General features: G+C 33.8%; 21 protein-coding genes. 10 read left to right on the top strand and 11 right to left on the bottom strand.

Annotated features, from left to right (window positions below):
- Nucleotides 1-50: 50 nt before the first annotated feature.
- Both MQX03_RS15165 and MQX03_RS15160 read left to right on the top strand, forming a co-directional pair.
- On the top strand, nt 51-695 hold the full coding sequence (locus tag MQX03_RS15165; protein WP_242804057.1) for an HD domain-containing protein: 645 nt from the start codon (nt 51-53) through the stop codon (nt 693-695).
- 38 nt (nt 696-733) lie between these two features.
- A complete protein-coding gene (locus MQX03_RS15160) occupies nt 734-1,339 on the top strand; it encodes a hypothetical protein (protein ID WP_242804055.1) in 606 nt (201 codons plus the stop codon).
- A 113-nt stretch (nt 1,340-1,452) separates the two neighbouring features.
- Here the strand turns inward: MQX03_RS15160 and MQX03_RS15155 are convergent, their stop codons facing one another.
- From MQX03_RS15155 to MQX03_RS15120, 8 genes are all read right to left on the bottom strand, one after another.
- A complete protein-coding gene (locus MQX03_RS15155) occupies nt 1,453-2,343 on the bottom strand; it encodes a DUF72 domain-containing protein (protein ID WP_242804053.1) in 891 nt (296 codons plus the stop codon).
- Nucleotides 2,344-2,465: 122 nt separating this feature from the next.
- Nucleotides 2,466-2,666, bottom strand: a complete 201-nt coding sequence (locus tag MQX03_RS15150) for a helix-turn-helix transcriptional regulator (protein WP_242804051.1) — start codon at nt 2,664-2,666, stop codon at nt 2,466-2,468.
- Nucleotides 2,663-3,118 (bottom strand): hypothetical protein, encoded by a 456-nt coding sequence (locus MQX03_RS15145; protein ID WP_242804049.1) that lies wholly within the window; start codon nt 3,116-3,118, stop codon nt 2,663-2,665. The genes MQX03_RS15150 and MQX03_RS15145 overlap by 4 nt, the downstream gene beginning before the upstream one ends.
- Before the next feature lie 204 nt (nt 3,119-3,322).
- Entirely contained in the window at nt 3,323-5,407 is a 2,085-nt protein-coding gene (recG, locus tag MQX03_RS15140) for an ATP-dependent DNA helicase RecG (protein ID WP_242804047.1), read from the bottom strand.
- Between the two features lie 152 nt (nt 5,408-5,559).
- The gene (locus MQX03_RS15135; RefSeq protein WP_242804046.1) at nt 5,560-6,093 is read right to left on the bottom strand and encodes a thioredoxin family protein; all 534 of its coding nucleotides are present in this window, start codon (nt 6,091-6,093) and stop codon (nt 5,560-5,562) included.
- A 31-nt stretch (nt 6,094-6,124) separates the two neighbouring features.
- A complete protein-coding gene (locus tag MQX03_RS15130; protein ID WP_242804045.1) occupies nt 6,125-7,636 on the bottom strand; it encodes a peptide MFS transporter in 1,512 nt (503 codons plus the stop codon).
- Nucleotides 7,637-7,773: 137 nt separating this feature from the next.
- Entirely contained in the window at nt 7,774-9,492 is a 1,719-nt protein-coding gene (locus MQX03_RS15125; protein WP_229983766.1) for a peptide MFS transporter, read from the bottom strand.
- 134 nt (nt 9,493-9,626) lie between these two features.
- Nucleotides 9,627-11,279, bottom strand: coding sequence for a peptide MFS transporter (locus tag MQX03_RS15120; protein ID WP_242804044.1), 1,653 nt, complete (start codon nt 11,277-11,279; stop codon nt 9,627-9,629).
- 84 nt (nt 11,280-11,363) lie between these two features.
- Here MQX03_RS15120 and MQX03_RS15115 point away from each other — a divergent pair, with 84 nt between their 5' ends.
- Together MQX03_RS15115 and MQX03_RS15110 are read left to right on the top strand one after the other, a co-directional pair.
- Nucleotides 11,364-11,609 carry a hypothetical protein gene (locus MQX03_RS15115; protein WP_242804043.1) on the top strand — a complete coding sequence of 82 codons (246 nt, stop codon included), beginning with the start codon at nt 11,364-11,366 and terminating at the stop codon, nt 11,607-11,609.
- Nucleotides 11,596-11,901, top strand: coding sequence for a type II toxin-antitoxin system RelE/ParE family toxin (locus MQX03_RS15110; protein ID WP_242804042.1), 306 nt, complete (start codon nt 11,596-11,598; stop codon nt 11,899-11,901). The genes MQX03_RS15115 and MQX03_RS15110 overlap by 14 nt, the downstream gene beginning before the upstream one ends.
- Before the next feature lie 40 nt (nt 11,902-11,941).
- Here the strand turns inward: MQX03_RS15110 and MQX03_RS15105 are convergent, their stop codons facing one another.
- On the bottom strand, nt 11,942-14,071 hold the full coding sequence (locus tag MQX03_RS15105) for a S9 family peptidase (RefSeq protein WP_242804041.1): 2,130 nt from the start codon (nt 14,069-14,071) through the stop codon (nt 11,942-11,944).
- Nucleotides 14,072-14,188: 117 nt separating this feature from the next.
- Here MQX03_RS15105 and MQX03_RS15100 point away from each other — a divergent pair, with 117 nt between their 5' ends.
- Nucleotides 14,189-14,662, top strand: a complete 474-nt coding sequence (locus tag MQX03_RS15100) for a hypothetical protein (protein ID WP_242804040.1) — start codon at nt 14,189-14,191, stop codon at nt 14,660-14,662.
- A 74-nt stretch (nt 14,663-14,736) separates the two neighbouring features.
- Here MQX03_RS15100 and glgP read toward each other — a convergent pair whose 3' ends face one another.
- Nucleotides 14,737-16,401 (bottom strand): alpha-glucan family phosphorylase, encoded by a 1,665-nt coding sequence (gene glgP, locus MQX03_RS15095; RefSeq protein WP_242804038.1) that lies wholly within the window; start codon nt 16,399-16,401, stop codon nt 14,737-14,739.
- A gap of 155 nt (nt 16,402-16,556) precedes the next feature.
- Between glgP and MQX03_RS15090 the strand changes: the two genes are divergently transcribed.
- Entirely contained in the window at nt 16,557-17,357 is an 801-nt protein-coding gene (locus MQX03_RS15090; protein ID WP_242804036.1) for a hypothetical protein, read from the top strand.
- A gap of 117 nt (nt 17,358-17,474) precedes the next feature.
- Nucleotides 17,475-19,307 (top strand): T9SS type B sorting domain-containing protein, encoded by a 1,833-nt coding sequence (locus MQX03_RS15085; RefSeq protein ID WP_242804034.1) that lies wholly within the window; start codon nt 17,475-17,477, stop codon nt 19,305-19,307.
- Nucleotides 19,308-19,355: 48 nt separating this feature from the next.
- On the opposite strand, the gene MQX03_RS15080 is transcribed toward MQX03_RS15085, so the two are convergent.
- Entirely contained in the window at nt 19,356-19,715 is a 360-nt protein-coding gene (locus tag MQX03_RS15080; protein ID WP_242804032.1) for a nuclear transport factor 2 family protein, read from the bottom strand.
- A gap of 71 nt (nt 19,716-19,786) precedes the next feature.
- On the opposite strand from MQX03_RS15080, the gene MQX03_RS15075 reads away from it, so the two are divergent.
- The 3 genes from MQX03_RS15075 (at nt 19,787) to mtaB (ending at nt 22,360) form a co-directional block, all read left to right on the top strand.
- Nucleotides 19,787-20,302, top strand: coding sequence for a DUF1572 family protein (locus MQX03_RS15075; RefSeq protein ID WP_242804030.1), 516 nt, complete (start codon nt 19,787-19,789; stop codon nt 20,300-20,302).
- Between the two features lie 6 nt (nt 20,303-20,308).
- Nucleotides 20,309-20,947 (top strand): hypothetical protein, encoded by a 639-nt coding sequence (locus tag MQX03_RS15070; protein WP_242804028.1) that lies wholly within the window; start codon nt 20,309-20,311, stop codon nt 20,945-20,947.
- Nucleotides 20,948-21,013: 66 nt separating this feature from the next.
- Nucleotides 21,014-22,360 (top strand): tRNA (N(6)-L-threonylcarbamoyladenosine(37)-C(2))-methylthiotransferase MtaB, encoded by a 1,347-nt coding sequence (gene mtaB / locus MQX03_RS15065; protein ID WP_242804026.1) that lies wholly within the window; start codon nt 21,014-21,016, stop codon nt 22,358-22,360.
- The last annotated feature ends 2 nt before the right edge of the window (nt 22,361-22,362 follow it).

The raw sequence follows: 22,362 nt of genomic DNA, 5'->3' as shown, positions 1-22,362 counted from the left end.
GAATTTTTGACGGGGTGGTTAAATAAGCAAGATTAAATCAAAAAATAAAAATGAACAACATCATCCAAAGCACAGTACAATTCGTAAAAGAAAAACTAGAAGGCGCAGAAGCAGGGCACGATTGGTTTCACATTGAAAGAGTCTGGAAACTTTCAAAAAAGATTGCACAAACTGAAAATTGTAACCAAAATGTTGTTGAACTTTCTGCGTTATTACATGATATTGCAGATCCGAAATTTCATAACGGTGACGAAACTTTAGCCTTAAAAATATCAAGAGAGTTTCTTGAAAGCCAAAATGTAGAGGAGGAGATTATTCAGCAGGTTTTGTTTATCATTCAGAATATTTCTTTTAAAAATAGAGAAGAAGTTCCAAAAGATTTACCCATTGAACTTAAAATTGTACAAGATGCAGATCGTATTGATGCCATCGGAGCTATTGGTGTTGCGAGAACATTCAATTTCGGAGGTTTTAAAAATAACCTGATGTATCATCCGGATATTGAGCCAAAATTGAATATGTCAAAAGATGAATACAAAAAATCAGACGGTACGACCATTAATCATTTTTATGAAAAACTGTTGCTGTTAAAAGATTTGATGAATACTGAAGAAGGTAAAAAAATAGCCGAAGAAAGACATCAATTTATGCTTAGTTTTCTCGACCAGTTTTATAAAGAGTGGAATGTTGATTAAGATTCCCTCAAAACATCTCTAATGATTATCTTTGCAGCATGGGATTCATTATTTCAATCATCTTTTTTTCACTGATTCTTTCACTTTTCTTGTATAAAGTGAAGTCCGGAGAGTTTGCCAAATGGGCGAAAATCTTTCGGATTTTTACTTTGGTTTTTTCTATTTCGCTGTTTACGTATTGGTTTATCAAAAAAAGTTCGATTGGGATTGTGAACAATTCTGTTTCTCTGCAGGTAATCAATAAACTTCCACAGCCGTTGGATTTTTATGTAATTACGGTAAATAATCTGGATAAAAGCGGGACTTTTGAGACAAAACATATCGGAAAAGTTCGCCCTGAATATTACAGAATTGAGCATCTCAAATTAATTAAATCAGATCAATATTGGATTGTCGGTTATCTTGGAAAGAAAAATATGGTTTACTTTTCGCAGCACGCTGTTCCCAATAAAAATATGGATCAGATTGTTGAAGTTCAAAACTACATTATTCAAAGTGAAAAGCTTTCCGAACAGGCAAAAAAGCACGTCGAAAATTATAATTTTGAAAATATGCAATTAGGAATTTGGGTGACACTTTGCTTTCTTCTGATTTTTCTGAATATTTCTTTGATGGTGAGAACCAAGTCAAAGCAAATAAAATAATGTTTATAATTACTCCAAAGGAACAGTCTCTGTGTGGTATGGTTAATCCACAAAAGTAAAGCACTCCGTAGGAGTGCTATCTTTATTAAAGTCAAAGTATTTTAGAATTAAGATCAAAACAAACTAGGCATATTTTCTTGTCCCATTTTTGGTATAATAATCTCAGTTTTCCATTCTTTATTCATATTTTCAATAAAATAAGAAGAAAGCAAAGGTGAGGCTTTTTCAAGATTTTGGTGTACAAAAAAATATAAATTCTGCAAACCTTCTTTTTTCCATTTTGTTAAATGTTTCAACCAATCATCTAATCTTTCGTAATCGCTTTCGGCATTTGCACCAACATATCTGATAAACGCATTCGGAGTCGTCAGTCGCATGTGAAGCATATCTCTTCTTCCTGCAGTATCTACAATAATATTTGTAATGTTATTATCTTCAAAAAGCTGGCAGGTTTTATCGAAAATTTCTTCATCAGTAAACCATTCCGTATTTCGAAGTTCGATGGCTAAAGGAACTTCTTTTGGCCATTTATCCACGAATTGCTCAAGTCTCTCGTAATCTTTCGGTTTAAAGTTATCATGAAGTTGCAGAAAAACCATTCCCAATTTTTCATCAAAATTTAAAACTGCCGTCGCAAATTGTGTCACGACATCATCGATATTCAAAAGCCTTCTGAAATGTGAAACCGTATTGGTGATTTTCGGGAAAAATTTAAAATCTGCCGGAGTTTTTTCTTTCCATGTCAAAACCTGTTCGGAGGTCGGCATTCCGTAGAATGTTGCATTCAGTTCGATTGAATTGAACTGTGTGGCGTAATAAGTCAGCTCGTCTTTTGTTCCTTTTGGATAGAAACCTTTCAAGTCAGTTTTATTCCATTTTGCACAGCCAATGGAGATGTTTTCAAGCCCTTTTTTATTTTGCTTCAAAATTTCTTTGGTTCTTGAATGGTCTTTTGGTAATGTAAAATCTATCTTTGATGGGTCTTCTACTTGTCCGAATTTCATTGGGCTTAGGTTTTAGGAATTAGTGGGAAGTTTTAGTTTAAAACAAATATAAAATAAAAACTGTAGATATTTCTACAGTTTATTTTAATATTAGCAGTTCATTTCTTCTTATGAATGATCAGCTAATCCCCAACCTCCAGCTCAAAAACATCCTCCACTTTTTTGTCAAAATATTTAGCAATCTTCAAAGCTAAAACCGTTGAGGGAACATATTTTCCTGCTTCCATGGCATTGATGGTTTGTCTTGACACGCCAATTTTTTTTGCTAAATCTTCCTGTGTGATATTCTTTACTGCTCTTTCTATTTTAATCGTGTTTTTCATTTTTTCAATAATAAATAGTTAAATCTGAAAACATACAGAACCAAAGGTAAAAACATAATTAAAATCATTGCTGTGAAAAAAAGGCTTCCAAAAATGGTTAGAAATAAAAGCAAAATGATAGAATAGGTAACAATTAAACTCCAAAATACAGACTTTAGTCTTAAACTTGAAATGTACTCATCTTCTATTTTTTCTTTTGAACAGCCTACCAGAATTCCCCCGATTATAATTAAAATTCCAAACAGATTTGGGAAAATTGCGATTTCTGCGTTTTTAAATAATCCGTTTTCTTCACTACTCAGGGGAAATCCTGAATTGTAAAATACAATTGCAGAAACTTCAGGCAAAGTAAGAATATCAGTCAATGATAATATTCCTAAAATTAATGATGGAATGAAAATGATCCAGCCTATTCTTTTGAAATGGTTTGGGAAAAGTTGTAATGTATTCATGTTGTTATTTTTAATTATTTAAATGTAAAAAATATTTTACAATATGTAAAGTTTATTTTACATTATTTTTAAAATGTTTTTTATTCGATTTTGGATGTTGTTTTGTGTCATTGAAAAATATTAGTATTTAACAGCTTGGCAGACGTTTTTATGAAATTTTTATTCGAATGAGAATGTATGATAAAATACAAATGAGGATCTTAATTATGAAATCTTACTCCACTTATTTTTTCCTTTGTAGTATTGAAGATAGTAGCTTTTAATAATCTGATGCTCGGTTCTTGTCAATAGAGGGTCGGCTTCCAGAATTTTTTCAACCATATTTTTGGTGTTTTTAATGATGGCAGCATCATTTACCAAATCCAGTTTTTTAAAATCAACGACACCGCTTTGCTGAGTTCCCAAAATATCACCGGGACCACGCAACTGCATGTCAACTTCAGAAATTTTGAAACCGTCATTGGTTTCCGTCATGGTTTTGATTCTTGTCCGGCTTTCCGTTGATAATTTATCTGAAGTCATCAAAATACAATAGCTCTGTTCTGCTCCTCTTCCGACACGCCCACGAAGCTGATGAAGCTGAGAAAGACCAAATCTCTCAGCACTTTCTATGACCATCACAGAAGCATTCGGAACGTTGACCCCGACTTCAATTACCGTCGTAGCAACCATAATCTGAGAATTTCCCGATGCAAAATAATTCATGGCTTCATCTTTTTCGTCAGGTTTCTTTTTTCCATGAAGCATGGTGACGTTGTAATTGGAAAAATTTTCCATTACATGCTCTAAACCTTCCATTAGATTTTTATAATCCAACGTTTCAGATTCTTCGATTAATGGATAAACGAAATAGATTTGTCTGCCCTTGCTAATTTCTTCATGACAGAAATTGTAAACATAAGCTCGGTCTTTTTCTCTTCTGTGAGCTGTAATAATTGGTTTTCTTCCGACAGGCATTTCGTCAATTACAGAAACATCCAGATCAGAATAAAAGCTCATCGCCAAAGTCCTTGGGATTGGCGTTGCAGTCATTACAAGAATATGAGGCGGGATTTTATTTTTTGCCCAAAGTTTTGCTCTTTGTGCCACACCAAATCGGTGCTGTTCGTCGATGATGGCAAGACCAAGATTTTTAAATTTAACTTTATCTTCCAAAACCGCATGAGTTCCTATCAAAATTGAAAGTTCACCGTTTTCCAATTCTTCATGAATGATTTTTCGGGCAGAAGCTTTTACAGAACCTGTGAGAATATTCACTTTGATTTCTGTGTCTTTCAGTAAATCTTTTATGCCGTTGTAATGCTGCTGAGCGAGAATTTCGGTCGGAGCCATCAAACAGCTTTGAAATCCGTTATCCAATGCAATCAGCATGGTTAATAAAGCCACCATCGTTTTTCCTGAGCCTACATCACCCTGCAAAAGTCGATTCATCTGGATGGGCTTTTTCATATCCAACCTGATTTCCTTTAAAACTCTTTTTTGTGCATTGGTGAGTTCAAAAGGAAGATGATTTTCATAAAAACCTGTAAAATAATCGCCAACAATGGGAAATGGATTCCCGTATGATTTTGTTTTGTGATGTGCTTTTTTTAAACCAAAACCCAATTGAAAAAAGAAAGATTCTTCAAATTTTAATCTGAAATTAGCCTTCTCAAAGCAATCTAAGTTTTCCGGGAAATGAATGTTCAGATAAGTTTGCTGTCTCGATAAGAATTTCATCGATTTGATAAGATAGTCCGGTAGATTTTCCTGAATTAGGTTTGGAATTTCTTTGCAGATATTTCTTAAAATCACCTGAAAAAATTTCTGATTCAGACCTCTTTTTGTAAGTTTCTCAGAGCTTGGATAAATGGGTCTTAATCTGTTGTCTTTTTCTTTGTTCTCATCCAGTTCAATTTCAGGATGTGGCATCGAGAACTGATTGTTGAATGCATTAATTTTTCCAAATATAAAAACCTCACGATTCACCGGAAGCTTCTCTTTCAGCCATTTTGAATACTGAAACCACACCAAATCCATACTTCCAGTATCATCATTGAATTTGGCGGTCAGTCTTTTTATTTTTCCATTATGAATTTCCTGAACGTTGGAAATTTTTCCTTTTAATTGAATTTCAACATTGCTTTCCTGCAGATTTCCTATTTTGTACAATTTATTTTTATCGATGTAACGAATAGGATAGAAGTGCAGAAGGTCTTCCACAGTAGAAATGGCCAACACATTTTTAATGAGTTTGGCTCGTTCAGGACCAATTCCTTTTACAAATTCTATGGAAGTTTCTAAAGTCAAGGTTTATGAAAGGCACGAATTTCGGGAAAATTTAGAAATAAAAAAAGCTTTCAGATTTGAAAGCTTAGACTTTGTTTTATTGCTCTCACAGATTTTATAGATTGAGCAATTTTTTTAAGATTAAATGTCAAAAACAATTCGCCACGAACTTTCTAATCTTTTATATTTGATTTAAATTTTTTCTGATAATCTTCCCATTCTTCACGGTTTTTTATTTTTTTGTATAGGTCGTTTGAAATTAATGAAAGATAAGGTTCTAATTCTTTTGCAGAAAGTTCTCCTTGCAAAATGGTAATCGGAGCTCCGTTTTCATCTAAAAATACTGTACTCGGAACGGCTCCTACATTCATAAACTGTGTAAATTCATGAAGGGAATTTCTTCCTTTTTTATGTGCTTTATTCTCATTAGAAAAGCTTCTTCCAAATATTTCTATGGTTCTTTCATCTTCTGCATTAAACTTTACCGGATAATAATTTTGATTTAAAAATTCTGCAATCACTGTATGTCCATACGTTTTTTTATCCATGATTTTGCACGGCCCACACCAGTCTGCGTAGAAGTCAATCAGAATTTTTTTAGGTTGAGTTTTTTGAGCATTTAATGCTTCTTCAATGGTCATCCATTTTACCTGTGCAAAATTTAAACTGATAAAAAAAAGGAGGAGTATGGTGAATATTTTTTTCATGATTTGATGTTTTGTACAAGTTACAGAGATTCTATTTAACCTCCTGCATGAGCTTTTTGACTAATGGTGATATCAAAATCAGTACCACTCCGGCAATTACTGCATACAAAGCCAATTGTTTATAACCTTCTGTGTATGTAATCAATGCATCGTAGTTGGTGGAGCCCTCTTTGGCTGTTGCTAGTCCTGCCCCGATAATTCCTGCAACGTATTGGCCGTAAGCTGAAGCAAGAAACCACATTCCCATCATCATTCCCTGTAGGTTTTTTGTGGAAAGCTTGGTCATAATTGATAGCCCAATCGGTGAGAGACAAAGTTCACCCAATGTGATCACCAATAAAGCTATTGTGAAGAAATTTAATGAAGTAATTCCTTGTAAATCTGCGAACAATCTGGTTGCGAAAAGTACATAATACCCTAATCCGAGAAAAATAAATCCTAAACCGAACTTAATGATTGTATTGGGTTCTATTTTTCTTTTGCTCATCCAAATCCACAATAATCCAAGAAGTGGTGCTAAGAAAATAATGAAGAATGCGCCTCCGGAATTGTTCACTCCATTAGGGTCTAATCCTAAAAGGTCTTTATTTAAATTTTTTGCGGCAAAAATACTTAGTGAACCGCCACTTTGCTCATAAATCCCCCAAAACAGGATTGAAAATAAAATGAAAACTAAAGCTGCCCAAAGTTTTTTACGCTCGGCCGGTGTTACTTTAGACATTTCATAAAATAAATAAATTAGCGTCAATGGACCAACAGTCCACATGAAATAGTCTGTGTATTCCGGAACAGAAACCATCTTCATGATAATCGGAATGAAAATTAATGATAAAAAGTACACTCCATACTCTTTGTACTTCGGCATCGGTGCAGATTTAACTTCATTCTCTGGATGTCCGGGTTGAAGTCCAATAGTCCCTAAACTTCTTTGAGTAAATACAAAATTAATCAAACTAATCACCATTACTATTGCAGCCAAACCAAAAGCAACATTCCATCTCATACTTTCTGAGATGATACTTCCAAAAAGTTCGCCTTTACCGATAGCAATACATAAGTAACCCCCAAGTAATGCCCCAAGATTAATTCCGGCGTAGAAAAGCGAAAATCCTGCGTCAGCTCTAGAATCATTGGGTTTATAAAGCTGGCCTACCATGGAAGAAATGTTTGGCTTAAAAAAACCTGTTCCTACAACTGTAAAAGCGATTCCTAGAAAGAAAAATTTATGCGGATCTGTGGCTAAGATTAAACTTCCAACAATCATTAAAAGCCCACCCCAAAAAAGCGATTTCCTGAAACCTAAAATTTTATCGGCAAAAAGTCCGCCTACAAAGGTAAAAGCATAAACGAAAGCCTGAGTTGCTCCATATTGAAGATTAGCTTCTTTTTCGTGAAAATTGAGTTGTGAAATCATAAAGAAAACCAACATTCCTCGCATCCCGTAGAAGCAGAAACGCTCCCACATTTCAGAAAAAAAGAGTGACCAGATTTGTTTTGGGTATTTTCCTTTGAAGTTTTGGATTTCGTCTAAAGTTAGATTCATTGATAAATTATGGTGTTTGAAGTAATAATAAATTTAATAAGTAATATTTTGAAATTATTATCAAATTAGAATTTACTAATGTAAAAAAAAACCTCTGAAAAAATCAGAGGTTTGAATATTATTTTTTTAAATGATTTTTAGCTTACGCCATTCATCATCTTCTTTAATTTTGGTGATAAAATGGCAAGAATTACAGCTGCAATTCCACACAAGACCACAAAGACCATAAAGAATTCAAATAAATTATGAATTTCTACTCCTGCAAATGTAGTATTTGCAATAGGTAATTGTTCTTTTTCAAATAATGCAACCTGCTCTGGAGTAAGGGTTACTTTTTTATCTAAAACGTCCTGAAGGTTTACTCCTAACTTTTCAGCTTTCACAAATTTATCTCCTGTTGCAGGAATAATTGCCCCTAATGAGCCTGCTAAAGCATAACCAGCTGCATTTGAGATGAAGAAGACTCCATATAACAAAGAAGCAAATCTTTTAGGAGCTAATTTACCAACTAACGATAATCCAATAGGAGATAAACAAAGCTCACCCATTGTTTGGATTAAGTATAATAACATTAGCCATTTGATTGCTAATAAACCTGTATTTCCTAAGTCTTTTACGTTGTAAGCAATGATAAAATAACTTAAAGCAATTAAAGCAAGACCCATTGCTTGTTTCATTGGAGAAACTGGCTCTTTTCCTTTGGCTCTTAATTTATCCCAAAGTAAACTGAAAGGTAAAGCTAAAGCTACAACAAATAAACCGTTGAAAATCTGAACCATTGATGGCGGCATATTCCAACCAAAAATATCTCTGTCGGTTTGATTATCTGCAATAAATGTTAAAGAAGAACCTGCTTGCTCAAAAGCTGCCCAGAAGAAAATAATAAAGAATGAAACGATATAAATTACCCAGATTCTCTGTCTTTCTACTTTGTTCTCAGCAGAGCTCATAATTAAAAATGCTAATGAAATTCCCGCTGCGTAAATAAATGGATAAATGATACCTTTAATCAATTGCCCCATTCCTACAGAGCTGAATCCGAATTCTCCAACTAAGATATATCTGAATACAAAGAAAAGCGCAACGAATAATACTGCTGCAATTCCCATGTTTTTACCAGAAAATACTGCTGTCTGAGTTTCTCCTTCTTCAAAATCATCAGTTGTATTATTCTTTGGTAATCCACCGATTGGTCTTCCTTCAGGTGTTACAACATATTTATTTTTAAGAATAAAGAATGTTACAGTACCTATAAGCATTGCGATTGAAGCCGCTAAGAATCCCCATTTGAATGCGAAAATATCTCTAACTCCTTCAGAATCTTTAACATCTCCTAAATATGGACAAATAAACTGGCCTAAGAATGCACCAATATTAATTCCCATGTAGAAAATAGTAAAAGCAGAATCTAATTTAGATTTTTCCTGTTTTGGATAAAGGCTTCCTACCATTGAAGAAATATTCGGTTTAAAGAAACCATTTCCGAAAATGATAATGAATAAAGCTAACCACATCAATGTTTTTGCACTTACGAGATCAGACGAAAACGTTGAAGCACTGAAGAATAGTAGCAACTGCCCAAGAGCCATTAAACTACCACCTACCAAAATTGCATTTCTGTTTCCAATGTACTTATCTGCTATGAAACCTCCCAAAAGCGGAGTTAAATAACATAAAGCCAAGAAACCACCGTAAATAATTGCTGCATCTGCTTCTTTAATTAGGAGAGAGTTTACCATAAATAAAGTAAGCAATGCTCTCATTCCGTAAAAGTTGAAACGCTCCCACATCTCTGTTCCGAATAGAACCCATAAACCTTTAGGGTGTTTAGTCTTCGACTGAACTGCTGTATCCATATATTAATTGTTAATTTTTTGTTAAGACCCACAAATATAGTTTTTTTTGGGTTTTTGACAAGGTTTTAATTTTATTTTAAACAAAAAAGCTGCAGAAGAATCTACAGCTTTGGTTATATTGAATGACAGAAGAATTAATTAACTCCTTTTTCTTTCATTATTTTATTTAATCTTTTTAAAATAGATAATCCTAAAAGCGTTGCTAAAAGTAGCAAACCAAAATTCACGATAAAGAAATTGGCTTTGTTATCGTAATCATACCAGAAGCTTGCTAAAACTCCTGAAAGTTTATTTCCGATTGATGTTGATAGGAAAAATCCACCCATCATTAATGCAGTTAATCTTGGTGGAGAAAGCTTTGAAACTAATGATAATCCCATCGGAGACAAACATAATTCACCAACGGTAATGACTCCATACGCTGCAACCAGCCATAAAGCAGATACTTTTAACAAACCGTTTTGTCCGGCATAAACCGCTCCAACCATTACCAGACATGATAATGCTGAAATGAATAACCCTAAAACGATTTTTGATGGTGTACTTGGTTCTTTTCCTTTTCTTCGAAGCATCATAAAAAATGCTACAACGACCGGTGTGAGTAAAATTACCCAACCTGGATTGATGGACTGGAATAATTCTGTATTATAAAGATTTACTTTCTCTGTAGGATTTGCTTCAAGCTTTGTGCGATCAGATTGAGAAATATTTCTGAAGTAAACATCTTTACCTTGTTCTTTTATAGGTTTTCCTTCGTCATCTTTTTTTACCTGATACTGATCGTCATAAACAGAAACTTCCTTATCCTGAAAATCTTTTTTATCAACTAAGTAAATAGCTTCCAAAGGCTTTTCTAAGGGCGCAGGAACTGTTCTGTCGGTATAATAATTTGCCCAACGTGTTAATGCTGTTCCGTTTTGTTTAAATACCGCCCAGAACATTAGGCTCACTGCGAAAATTGCCAACAGTGCGCCGATTGGTTTTTTATCCTCCGCATTGGCTTTTACATAAAGCATTACGTAGAAATAAATAACAGGAACACACGCAAAAATAAAGGCATCTGTACTATCGCTTCCGAAAACATTATTTGGAATAAACCATCCAATCAGTCCGAAAATAATTGCGGGTAAAAATACTTTTACCAAAACATCAGAGATTTTTGTGTCACCTTCTTGTGCAGGTTTTAAAATATTTGCCTGAAGAATATGTCGTCTTCCGATGGTGAAAACCAAAAGTCCAACAAACATTCCGACTCCAGCAGTCATGAAAGCAGGTCCCCATCCGTATTTATTACGCATGAATGCCGCAATAATATTACAGACAAAAGCTCCAATGTTGATTCCCATGTAGAAAATATTGTAACCAGCATCTTTATTGGCTTTGTAAGGTTCTTCGTTATACAAATTCCCTAAAAGAGTAGAAATACTTGGCTTGAAAAAACCATTTCCGATGATAATTAAAGCTAACGAAGCGTAAAAAAGAGGAAGTTCTTTAAAGAAACCAACTCCGAGATAACCCAATCCCATCAGAAAACCTCCGATGTAAATGGCTTTGATATAACCTAAAACTCTGTCGGCTAAAAATCCACCCAAGAAAGGAGTTAGATATGTTAAGGCGATAAAAGTTCCGAAAATATCATCGGCGTTTTTATCATCAAATGCTAATCCGCCTTTTTCGCTGTCGATCATGTACAGTACAAAAATTCCGAGGATAAGGTAATAGCCGAAACGCTCCCACATTTCTGTGAAAAATAGATAGGGAAGGCCTTTAGGATGTTTGGTTTTCATGTATGAGATTTTTACAATTTCACAAATATAAAATATTTAATATAATAATTGAATTTTATTAACTTTGAGTAAAATAAAGCAAACATGAATACAGTATTTCATTTATCATCAGCAGACGAAATTAGTGAAGACTTGATAAGAAGTATTAGGGCTGCCTACAAAAAGAAACCTATCTCAATAACCATTGAGGAGGATTCATTTATTCCAAACTGGCAGAAAGAGGAAGTTTTGAGAAGAGCAAAGTATGCTGAGGATAATCCTGAATCACTTTTAGATTTTGACGATTTCATTGAAAATTTCGAGAAGAAATTATTAAATGAGAAAGGCTAAAATAGTTATTTCCGAAAATGCTGATTTTGATTTAAGCGAAATAGCAGATTGGTATAATGAAATTAATAAAAAACTTATTTGGTTATTTTTAAAAGATTTTAAGATGACTGTAAAACATATTTCTGAAAATCCTTTTTCTTGCGAATTCAGGTATGGGAATTTCAGAATAGCGTATCTAAAAAGATTTCCGTTTGGAATTCACTATCAATTTGATGAAAATAAAAATATGGTGAAGATATTTTCAGTTTTCCACACTTCGAGAAATCCCGAAAATTGGAAAGAAAGAAAATAAAAATCCGAATCTCATAGTTGAGATTCGGATTTTTTATAGTTTAAAGATTCTCCAAAATAAAATCAGTCATTTTCTGATACAATTGAGGTCTTGTCTGTCCACCATAAATTCCGTGGTTTTTATCAGGATACGCCATAAATTCAAACTGTTTTTTGTTTTGAATTAAAGCTTCAGAAAACTCCATAGAATTCTGGAAATGTACGTTATCATCAGCTGTTCCGTGGATTAGCAAAAATTTACCTTTCAATAAATTAGCATAAGTCGTCGGTGAATTGTCATCATAGCCAGCCGGATTTTCCTGTGGAGTCAACAAAAATCTTTCGGTATACACAGAATCATAGTATCTCCAGTTGGTCACAGGTGCAACAGCAATTCCTGTTTTAAACACATCAGCGCCTTTAGTCATTGCCAAACTCGCCATGTAACCGCCAAAGCTCCATCCGAAAATTCCTATTCTTGTTTTGTCGATGTATTTTTGAGTTCCCAACCATTTTGCGGCAGTAATCTGATCTTCAATCTCGTATTTTCCTAAATTCTTATACGTTACTTTTTTAAATTTAGCTCCTTTAAAACCTGTTCCACGTCCGTCAACACACGCAATGATATAACCTTTTTGAGCCAGCATTTCAAACCAAAGTGCGTTTCCGTTATCCCAAGAATTAGCGACCTGCTGTGATCCCGGCCCTGAATATTGGAACATAAACAAAGGGTATTTCTTATTCGGATCAAAGTTTTTAGGCTTAATAATCCATGCATTCATTTGATCTCCTGCTTCGTTTGGAATGGTGATAAATTCTTTCACTGCAAAATTATCAGCCTGTAATTTTTTAAGCTGATCATCATTGTTTTGAAGTTCTTTCAATTGTTTTCCGGTGCCATCTTTTAAAACAAAAGTGTAAGGTTTTGAAGCTGTGGAAGAGGTTTCAATAAAATAATTGTAATTCTTACTGAAATTTGCTGAGTTATTTCCTTCAGCATTAGAAATCAACTGAGCTTTTCCGTTTTCAATATTAATTTTAGAAACAACTTTATTGATGCTTCCTTTTTCGGTTGTCTGAACGAAAATTTCTTTAGATTTAGGATTGTAACCATAATAATCTGTCACCTCCCAATTTCCTTTGGTAACTTGTTTTTTTAGCTTTCCGTCTTTGTCATACCAATACAGATGGCGGTTTCCGTCTCTTTCAGATCCCCAAAGAAAGCTGTTGTCTTCTAAAAATTCTAGAGTTACATTGTCTGTATCAATCCATTTGTCATCCGTTTCAGTGAATAATTTTGTTACACCTCCGGTTTTTGTATTGACTTTCAAAACATCTGATGCATTCTGTGTTCTTTGTGAAGTAATCAAAACAATTTCATCTGCATTTGACGTTTGAATAACGTTCGGAATATAATAGTTTTTGAATTGATCTAAATTGACTTTTGTCTTTTTGCCGTCTGCCAACTGATAAATATGCGCCGTTGCAACAGAGTTTTTTTCTCCCGCTTTTGGATATTTGTAACGCATTTCACTTGGGTAAAGCGATTTACCGTACATTGGAATATAAATTTCAGGAACGTCGGTTTCAACTAATTTTACGAATAAAATATCGGCAGAATTTTTCGTCCATTCATACAATCTCGCATGACCAAACTCTTCTTCATACACCCAGTCTGCCAAACCATTCAATACTTTATTTTTTACGCCATGCTCCGTGATTTGCGTAATTTTCCCTGAATCTAAATCCTGATAGAATAAATTATTGTCTACAATGAAAGAAATTTTCGTTGCATCAGGAGAAAATCTTGGCTCCTGAACAGGTTTTCCTTCATTTAAACTTGTCGTTTTTCCGGTTTTTAAATCTTTAATATCATATTTGCCTAAAAAAGAATGTCTGTAAATAGGCTGACTTTCTTTTAAAAGTAAAATTTTAGACTCATCATCAGAAAATTCATAGCTTTCGAAATTTCCGTCGACTAAATTTCCTTCTTTCTGAGAAGTTTTGTAAGAATATCTTGCAATTCCGCCTTGCTCAATGACAAGATAATTTTCACCGTTTTTCATGGATGTGATTCCGGCAATGCCTTTCCCACGGTAATATCCTGAGTATATTTTATCTAAAGTGATTTCCTGAGCTGTTGCATTATGAAATGCTGCGATAACAGTTAGGGTTAGTAAGAATTTTTTCATTGCTTAATTTAAAGAAATCCAAAGATAACAATTTTATCAAATTGTAGTAAAAAGCTTTTTATAAATGTAATTTGGCAGTAAAATTGAATGTATTCTTTAATATTAAATTAAATAATTATGGAAACGAATGCACATGATAAGAAACTAAACAAATATGAACTTGAAGATCAAATTGTTTATACTGGCTTTTCAAATTTTACTGATGCTGAAAGATACACACAAGAACATAACGGAACTTTGATAGAAGTTGCTTTTAAAGATGGAAATGATAATCCGCAAATAACTTCAGAAGCTGGTTTGATTGAGAAGAAATTACATTATTATGTAGATGCAGGCGCAGAATATAAATTTATTCATTCTTCCGATCCGGGATTTAAGCAATATGCTGATGAATTACAAAAAATAAAAGCCAACCAGGATAAAACAGGTCCCGAAGAAAGATATTTAGCAAGCTTTGAAATTGAAAATACAGAAGACCCTATTATTGTTATTAAAAACGACCATTTAGAATCTGTTACTTCAAGAGAACGCTCAAAGTACCTTAAACACGCCAGTGTTTATGAGATCGGAGTTTCTACGGCTAAATCTTAAATTTCAGATTAAAATATAATTATTACTTTCAAAAAAAATCGTGCGTGAAAATATTTTCACGCACGATTTTTAATTTATTTATTTTGATTGTATAAAATCTGGTAATATTCATCAGCCATTCGGTCGCTGTTGAACTTGTCTTTAACGTCGTTCATGGCATTTTGCTGAATGTTTCTCCATTTTTTCTGGTCGTCATAATAGGTAGGGAGAATTTCATTTTCAAGGATTTCGTATAATTTATTTAAATCATAATTATCCTGCTCATAAATACTCATGTTTTCGTAATCACATTTTGGAACCACGAAAGCGTTTTCGCCATGTTTAGCAAATTCAGGAATCCAGCCGTCATCGGTTGAAAGGTTGACCGATCCATTCATTGCAGCAGACATTCCCGATGTTCCCGAAGCTTCTCTCGGAACTCTCGGATTGTTTAACCAAACATCAGAACCCTGTTTCAAAGATTTACTCAAAGAAAGCTCATAACCCGTTAAAACTGCCATATTTTTATGATTATTACTTTCTTCAACCAAAGTATTAAAGGTTGAAATTGAGGAATAATCCATCGGATAAGGTTTTCCTGCCCAAATAATCTGCACCGGATATTTAGGATTATTTAATAATTTTCTGAATCTGTCTTTATCATGCAAAAGCAAATCTGCTCTTTTGTAACCTGCAAATCTTCTTGCCCAAACAATAGTGAAAACATTCGGATCAAATAAATTTCCGGTCTGATCAGCAACTATTTTGAATAATCTTTTCTTCAAAAGCTTTTTGCGATAATCAAAAATGGTATCGTTATTTTCATCTTTTGCGATATAAAGATTTTTATCACCCCAGTATTTAAATTCCTGAGCATTGGTGATTGATTTAATCTCACAAATTCCCGGGTACTTGCTCCACATTGCTCGGGAAACTTCACCGTGAAGCTGAGATACTCCATTGGCAATTCTTGCCATTTTCAAGGCACAAAGAGAATGATTGAACAATTCACCGTCAGAACCTTCCAATTGTTTGGCTTCTTCCATGCTTAAACCTGAAAAGTAGGACATATCGTAGCATAATTTCAGATTGTGTTTTTCGTTTCCGGCTTCCTCAGGAGTGTGAGTTGTAAAAACTAGTTTTTCTTTAACCTTCTGAAGATTTCCGTTGTATTTTTTTAATAAATAAAAAGCTGCCGGAAGCCCATGAGCTTCATTCAGATGATAAACTTCTCTTTCAAGATTAAGTTCGTCGAGCAATTTTGCGCCGCCTTTTCCAAGCAAAATATATTGAGCCAGCTTTGTAGATTCGTTGGCGTCGTAAAGCTTGTGACAGATTGTTTTTGAAATATGATCGTTTTCCGGAACATCGGTAGAAAGGAAAAACATAGGTGCGGTGTGAAAAGTTTCAGGATCAAGATACCATACTTTTACCCAAACCGGTGCACTGTGAATTTCGATTTGAAATTTTATTCCTGTATCTTCAAGAAAGCTGTACATTTTCTTAGTCCAGGTCGGCTGTAACGTTTGATCGTGGTTTCTTGCCTGATCATAATATCCGAATTTCCAGAGAATCCCGATTCCTACTAAATCCTGCTTCAGATTGTAAGTGCTTCTCATGTGCGAGCCGGCCAAAAAGCCAAGTCCGCCAGAATATATTTTTAAAACCTGCTCAAGGGCAAATTCCATTGAAAAATAGGCAACTTTTTTAGAATACTTTTCGTTGATGCTGTAAGGTATTTTAAAATTTTTAAAATCCATAAAAAATTCAATTTTTGTGTTTAAAGAATCAAAGATATTGATTAAGAAAATAAACTTTACATTAATTATATAATAAATATTTTTAAATATATCTGTTGAATAGTTTTTTTAGTTACCTTTAAGTATAAATTTTTGATAATCAAAAACTTCCAAATATGAAAAAGGTTTTTTCTGATGAAGATTTAATCAAGAATCTGAGCTTATATTACCTGAATCGTCATCTGAAAAAGAAGCCGATGGAAAAATATCATCGCACCATAGACGAATCTCCGCTTCATGACAGGGAAAAATATAAGAAGAAAGCAGAAATTTTGCTGCTCAATTCTTTTATGCATCATTTCCCTGAAGTTACCTTTGAAAATCTTACCTGCGAAAGTCCGGACTTTATCGCAAAATTTAACAATAAAAAAATCGGAATAGAATTGACCGAAGTCATCAATCATCTTGAAATGAAGAAGGTTGAGAGCAATTTAAATAAAATATTCCGTCAGGCAGAAATATTATTAGAACAGGAAGACACTACGAAATATCGTGGTGTTTATTTTTTGTCTTTTCACGCTCATTTAAAATTTGAAAGTATAGAGCAGCAGCAGGAAATCATTCTTAATATCTATAAAAGCATTAAAAAAAATAAACCCATTGGATGTGTGAAAAGCATCCGGAAATCTACTCACCGAAGAAATGTTTTTATTACCCACGAATACAATATGAATCTCTTTGACGAGCTGTGTTCTGAGAAAATTTTAGAAATAATAGATAAGAAAAACGAGAAATTTCCATATTATGACAGATCGGTTGATGAATGTTGGCTGGTCATCGTTTCAGATATGAATTCTTTGGCGTCGAGGTATACTTTTATTCAGGACAAAGAACATTTGAATGAAGTAGAAAGCCCGTTTCATAAAATTTTTCATCTTGAAAACCTTTGCGGAAATTTGACAAGTATTAAATCGTAGCATTGTTTAGTTTTATTATAATTATTAAAATTTAACTGATTTTGTATAAGTTTTGCGTGTGTTTGTTGTGATCATTTAAATATTTGTTTAATTTTGATGAAATAAGTACAGAATGCCATGAAAAAAACTCTACTATTTTTTTTAATCATCATTTCAAATTATTATTTTTCTCAGGGAGATTGCGTCTCGGCATTAGGTGTCTGCGGAAATTCAAGCATTACATACAGTCCCACAGGTATAGGAAATACAAACGAAAGCTTAGGCGACTGCCTCAGTACAGGAGAGCATAATTCAATATGGTATAAATTTAAGATTGCTACCAGCGGAACTCTTACTTTTGTGATCAATCCTGCAGATCCTACTGTAGATTATGATTGGGCTGTTTACGGACCAAATACTTCATGCGGAAGTCTTGGCTTTCCCATACGATGTAATGCTGCAACGGTGATTGGTGTAAATCCTGATACAGGTTTGAATCTCACAAGCACAATAACCAGTGCAGCGGGAGGATCTACTACTCCTTATTGTAAATATATGGATGTTCTTGCCGGAGAAACTTACTTTTTATACCTAGATAATTTTCAGGGTGGAGCAAGTACTAATGTTTCGCCGTTTACACTTACCTGGGGCGGTACAGCTGCATTGGCATCTCCTTTCACTGATCCTGCAATACTTCAGTTTCCTCTGATTCCACCGGGTTCTCCGGCTGCCAATCCTTCGGATCCTAAAGAGATTTTAATTTGTACGAATCCTTCAATTTTTAATTTTGGTGTACTAACAGCAGGAATTTTAAATGGGAACAGTAATTTTGTAGTTTCTTATCATTATAATCAAAATGAAGCGATTTCCGGAGCAAGTCCGATTACCACTCCAATTACAGTAAATACAACTACAGTTTATTATTACAGTGTACATTATCAAGATCCTGCAAACCCAACAAATCCAATTAATTATTGCAGGGAAATAGGTAGATTTAAATTTAAACAAGGTTCGATTTCTGCTTATGATGGCAATTTAGAAGCTTGTGCCACTCCTACTAATCCAAATGTCGCAACATTTAATCTTGATTTAGCGAATGTCACTGCTCAGCCAGGTGCTATAAAAACATACTACACAACATTAGCCGCTGCACAAGCCGGAACAAACCCTATCACACCATCTAATGCTTATGTTTCAGGAAGTGGAATTGTTTATGTAAAGGTTTCCGATATTGCAGGTTGCTACACGATTGTGAAAATTACTTTGAAGATATTTCCACAAGTATATTCTACTATTTTAAAGGATCAGACAATTTGTATAGATGGTCTCGCCACTCTTGATGCAGGACCTGGTTTTGCTTCGTACGAGTGGAGTACAGGGGCAACTACCCAAGTGGTTTCCGGGTTATCGGTAGGGAATTATTGGGTGAAACTTCAGACCGGAAATTGTTTTGCAATGCAAAATGTAAAAGTTTTACCTTATACTCAGCCTATTATTTCAAGCATAGACATTTCTTTTGCAAAAGTTGTTGTTAATGTAAAAGGAGGAAAAGCGCCCTATAAATATTCTATGGATAATATAAATTGGCAGGATTCTAATGTTTTTACCGGAGTGAAAAGAGGTGAGCATATGGTTTATATAAAAGACTCTAACGACTGTCATGAAGTGAATGTTGAAATTACAGTTCCCAATATTGTGAATGCGATTACTCCGAATGGTGACGGATCAAATGATTACGTAGATTATTCTGCTTTGTCAAATAAACATAATCTTGTATTTACCGTTTATGACCGCTATGGAAATAAGATGTTTCAGGCAGATCAATTCAAAGATTACAAATGGGACGGAACAGCAGGAAACAAAAAGATACTTACGGGGAATTACTGGTTCTCATTTACATGGACTGAGCCTAAAAGAAATAATGCTCCTATCAAGTATTCCGGATGGATTTTGGTTAAAAATAGGAATTAATCATTACACAATAAATAATGAAAGCCATCTTGAGAGAGATGGCTTTTGTTAATTAAAAACTTTTGTATTTTTAAAATAATCAGATAGATAAAGGATTTTTCCGCATTCTGAAAACTGAATGATGGTACAGATTTCATTTGTGTAACTGCCTTTACCTGACATATTACCAAGAGAATTCGTCTGATAAAAATACTTGTTATTTCCTAAATGGAAAATTTCAGAAACGCTCCATTCAATGTTTTCATATCTTCTGAAAATGGCTCTGAATAAAGCTAAGATTCTACTTTTTCCTGAAATTTCTTTCGAAGGAGGAATCCAGATTACAGTTTCATCAGTAAACCATTTTTCAAGCTTTTCAATATTTAAGGAATTTAAATCCTGCATAAAATGGCTGATCTTACAATTCATAGGCTGCAATTTACATTTATATACGTGAAAAACACTAAATTGGTTTTAAATAAATAGTAAACATTTTACCCATGACAGATTTATTCATCAAAAGGTTTAAATATTATAAGATGCTTGGTGACAAATCATTTGAGCAACTTTCAGACGAACAGATTTTTTGGCAGTTTAATGAAGAAAGTAATTCGATCGCTATCATTATCAAGCATGTTGCTGGAAATATGATTTCCCGATGGACGAATTTTCTAACAGAAGACGGTGAAAAACCCTGGAGAGTGCGTGATGAAGAATTTATAAATAGCTTTAAAACAAAATCTGAAGTTTTAGACTATTGGGAGAAAGGTTGGAAATGTCTTTTTGAAGCTTTAAATCAAATTAATGAGGAGAATCTAAATGCTACCATTTACATCAGAAATCAACCACATTCGGTGATTGATGCGGTTTTTAGACAATTGGCACATTACCCTTATCATATCGGTCAAATAGTTTTTATTGCGAAAATGCTTAAAAATGAAGATTGGAAAACACTATCTATTGCAAGAAATAAATCTGAGGATTTTAATAATGAAATGAAGAATAATTTCAAATAGAAAATTATGAAAAATTTCATCATACATAAAGACAAAGGCATTATTTCTAATGAATTTTTAAACAGAAATATCACAGATTTTCATTCTGCTAGTAAATATGTTTCAGAATTGCCATACAAACGAAATTCAGATAAAAATAATATTCAATGCGTTTTTAATGATTTAGGCGGAACCTGTAGTACAAAACATGCCATTTTAAGAAAATTGGCTCTTGAAAATGATCAGCAAGATGTAAAATTAATTCTCGGTATTTTTAAGATGAATGTAGCATACACTCAGAAAATTAAAAGCACACTAGAAAAATTTAATTTAAATTATATTCCAGAAGCTCATAATTATCTGAAAATCGATGATGAATATTTTGATTTTACAAAACCCAATTCAAATTATACTGACTTTAAATCTAAATTGCTGATTGAAAGAGAAATAGAATTCAATGAAATTATTGAAGAGAAAATTTCATTTCACAAAGATTTTCTTAAAAAATGGATTCTTGACAAGAATATTCCCTATAATTTAGATGAAATCTGGAATATAAGAGAGCAATGCATCAAAGATCTTCAGAAAAATGAGGTAGAAATTCAGAATTCTTCATCAGTTTGCTTTGCGAATAGTCCGGAAGTAAGTGACGATTACAAAGTATAGATTTAATCAATTTAGTATTCATATTTAAATCATTATCTTTGCACCCACAAAATTCAGGAACAATAAATGTCTCACTTTCACAGAACTGCCGCATTCCACACCCTTGGCTGCAAATTAAATTTTGCGGAAACATCTACCATTGCCCGTCAATTGACAGATGCTGGGTATGATAAGGTAAGTTTCGATGAGAAAGCAGATGTTTATGTAATCAACACTTGTTCGGTGACAGAAAATGCAGACCGTGAATGTAAACTTCACGTAAAGCGTGCAATGAAAGCCAATCCGGAAGGCTTGGTGGTAATTGTTGGTTGCTATGCTCAATTAAAACCTGAAGAAATTTCGCAAATTACAGGAGTAGATTTGGTTCTCGGAGCCAAAGAAAAATTCAACATTTTGAGTTATCTTGATGATTTAGAAAAATCTGAAAGTGAAGGTGTTGTGCATTCTTGTGAAATCGAAGAAACAGATTTCTTTATCGGAAGTTATTCTATCGGAGATAGAACCAGAGCTTTCCTTAAAGTTCAGGATGGCTGCGATTATAAATGTACATACTGTACAATTCCTTTAGCCAGAGGGATTTCTCGTTCAGACACCATCGATAATGTTTTGAAAAATGCTAAAGAAATTGCATCCAGAGACATTAAAGAAATTGTTTTGACAGGCGTAAATATTGGTGATTACGGAAAAGGTGAATTTGGAAACAAAAAACACGAGCATACTTTTTTAGATCTAATTAAAGAATTGGATCAAGTTGACGGTATCGAAAGAATCCGTATTTCATCGATTGAGCCGAATCTTTTGAAGGATGAAAGCATCGAATTGGTTTCTAAAAGCAAAAGTTTTGTTCCGCATTTTCATATTCCTTTGCAATCTGGAAGCGATGAATTGTTGAAAAAAATGAAACGTCGTTATTTGACGAAATTATATAACAACAGAGTCAACAAAATTCGTGAGGTGATGCCTCATGCAGCGATTGGTGTTGATGTAATCGTTGGTTTTCCGGGAGAGACTGAAGAATTTTTTATGGAAACTTATAATTTCCTGAATGAGCTTCCAATCAGTTATCTGCACGTTTTCACTTATTCTGAAAGAGAAAATACCGAGGCGGCCGAAATGGATGGCGCAGTTCCGATTCCTGAAAGAAAAAGACGCAATAAAATGCTAAGGATTCTTTCTGAAAAGAAAAAAATGGCATTCTACCAAACTCAGCTTGGGCAAACCCTTCCAGTACTTTGGGAGCACGAAAATAAGGATGGAAAAATGTACGGTTTCACAGAAAATTACGTGAGAGTACAAAAAGATTTTGATGCGGCGTCTGTCAATCAAATTGAATTTCTAACTTTAGAAAAAATCCTGTCAGATGGCACGGTTTCTGTGCAATCGTCTTACGAAAGTTTTTTAGCAAAAGCTTAGCC

This window comes from Chryseobacterium aahli (assembly GCF_022699665.1).
GTDB classification, from domain to species: Bacteria; Bacteroidota; Bacteroidia; order Flavobacteriales; family Weeksellaceae; genus Chryseobacterium; species Chryseobacterium aahli.
This window is presented reverse-complemented; position numbering and strand designations above follow the sequence as displayed.

Excerpts from the sequence above, each read along its gene's own strand:
- MQX03_RS15165 (WP_242804057.1), top strand. The coding sequence starts at position 51 with ATGAACAACATCATCCAAAGCACAGTACAATTCGTAAAAGAAAAACTA.
- MQX03_RS15160 (WP_242804055.1), top strand. The coding sequence starts at position 734 with ATGGGATTCATTATTTCAATCATCTTTTTTTCACTGATTCTTTCACTT.
- MQX03_RS15155 (WP_242804053.1), bottom strand. The coding sequence starts at position 2,343 with ATGAAATTCGGACAAGTAGAAGACCCATCAAAGATAGATTTTACATTA.
- MQX03_RS15150 (WP_242804051.1), bottom strand. The coding sequence starts at position 2,666 with ATGAAAAACACGATTAAAATAGAAAGAGCAGTAAAGAATATCACACAG.
- MQX03_RS15145 (WP_242804049.1), bottom strand. The coding sequence starts at position 3,118 with ATGAATACATTACAACTTTTCCCAAACCATTTCAAAAGAATAGGCTGG.
- MQX03_RS15135 (WP_242804046.1), bottom strand. The coding sequence starts at position 6,093 with ATGAAAAAAATATTCACCATACTCCTCCTTTTTTTTATCAGTTTAAAT.
- MQX03_RS15130 (WP_242804045.1), bottom strand. The coding sequence starts at position 7,636 with ATGAATCTAACTTTAGACGAAATCCAAAACTTCAAAGGAAAATACCCA.
- MQX03_RS15125 (WP_229983766.1), bottom strand. The coding sequence starts at position 9,492 with ATGGATACAGCAGTTCAGTCGAAGACTAAACACCCTAAAGGTTTATGG.
- MQX03_RS15120 (WP_242804044.1), bottom strand. The coding sequence starts at position 11,279 with ATGAAAACCAAACATCCTAAAGGCCTTCCCTATCTATTTTTCACAGAA.
- MQX03_RS15115 (WP_242804043.1), top strand. The coding sequence starts at position 11,364 with ATGAATACAGTATTTCATTTATCATCAGCAGACGAAATTAGTGAAGAC.
- MQX03_RS15110 (WP_242804042.1), top strand. The coding sequence starts at position 11,596 with ATGAGAAAGGCTAAAATAGTTATTTCCGAAAATGCTGATTTTGATTTA.
- MQX03_RS15105 (WP_242804041.1), bottom strand. The coding sequence starts at position 14,071 with ATGAAAAAATTCTTACTAACCCTAACTGTTATCGCAGCATTTCATAAT.
- MQX03_RS15100 (WP_242804040.1), top strand. The coding sequence starts at position 14,189 with ATGGAAACGAATGCACATGATAAGAAACTAAACAAATATGAACTTGAA.
- glgP (WP_242804038.1), bottom strand. The coding sequence starts at position 16,401 with ATGGATTTTAAAAATTTTAAAATACCTTACAGCATCAACGAAAAGTAT.
- MQX03_RS15090 (WP_242804036.1), top strand. The coding sequence starts at position 16,557 with ATGAAAAAGGTTTTTTCTGATGAAGATTTAATCAAGAATCTGAGCTTA.
- MQX03_RS15085 (WP_242804034.1), top strand. The coding sequence starts at position 17,475 with ATGAAAAAAACTCTACTATTTTTTTTAATCATCATTTCAAATTATTAT.
- MQX03_RS15080 (WP_242804032.1), bottom strand. The coding sequence starts at position 19,715 with ATGAATTGTAAGATCAGCCATTTTATGCAGGATTTAAATTCCTTAAAT.
- MQX03_RS15075 (WP_242804030.1), top strand. The coding sequence starts at position 19,787 with ATGACAGATTTATTCATCAAAAGGTTTAAATATTATAAGATGCTTGGT.
- MQX03_RS15070 (WP_242804028.1), top strand. The coding sequence starts at position 20,309 with ATGAAAAATTTCATCATACATAAAGACAAAGGCATTATTTCTAATGAA.
- mtaB (WP_242804026.1), top strand. The coding sequence starts at position 21,014 with ATGTCTCACTTTCACAGAACTGCCGCATTCCACACCCTTGGCTGCAAA.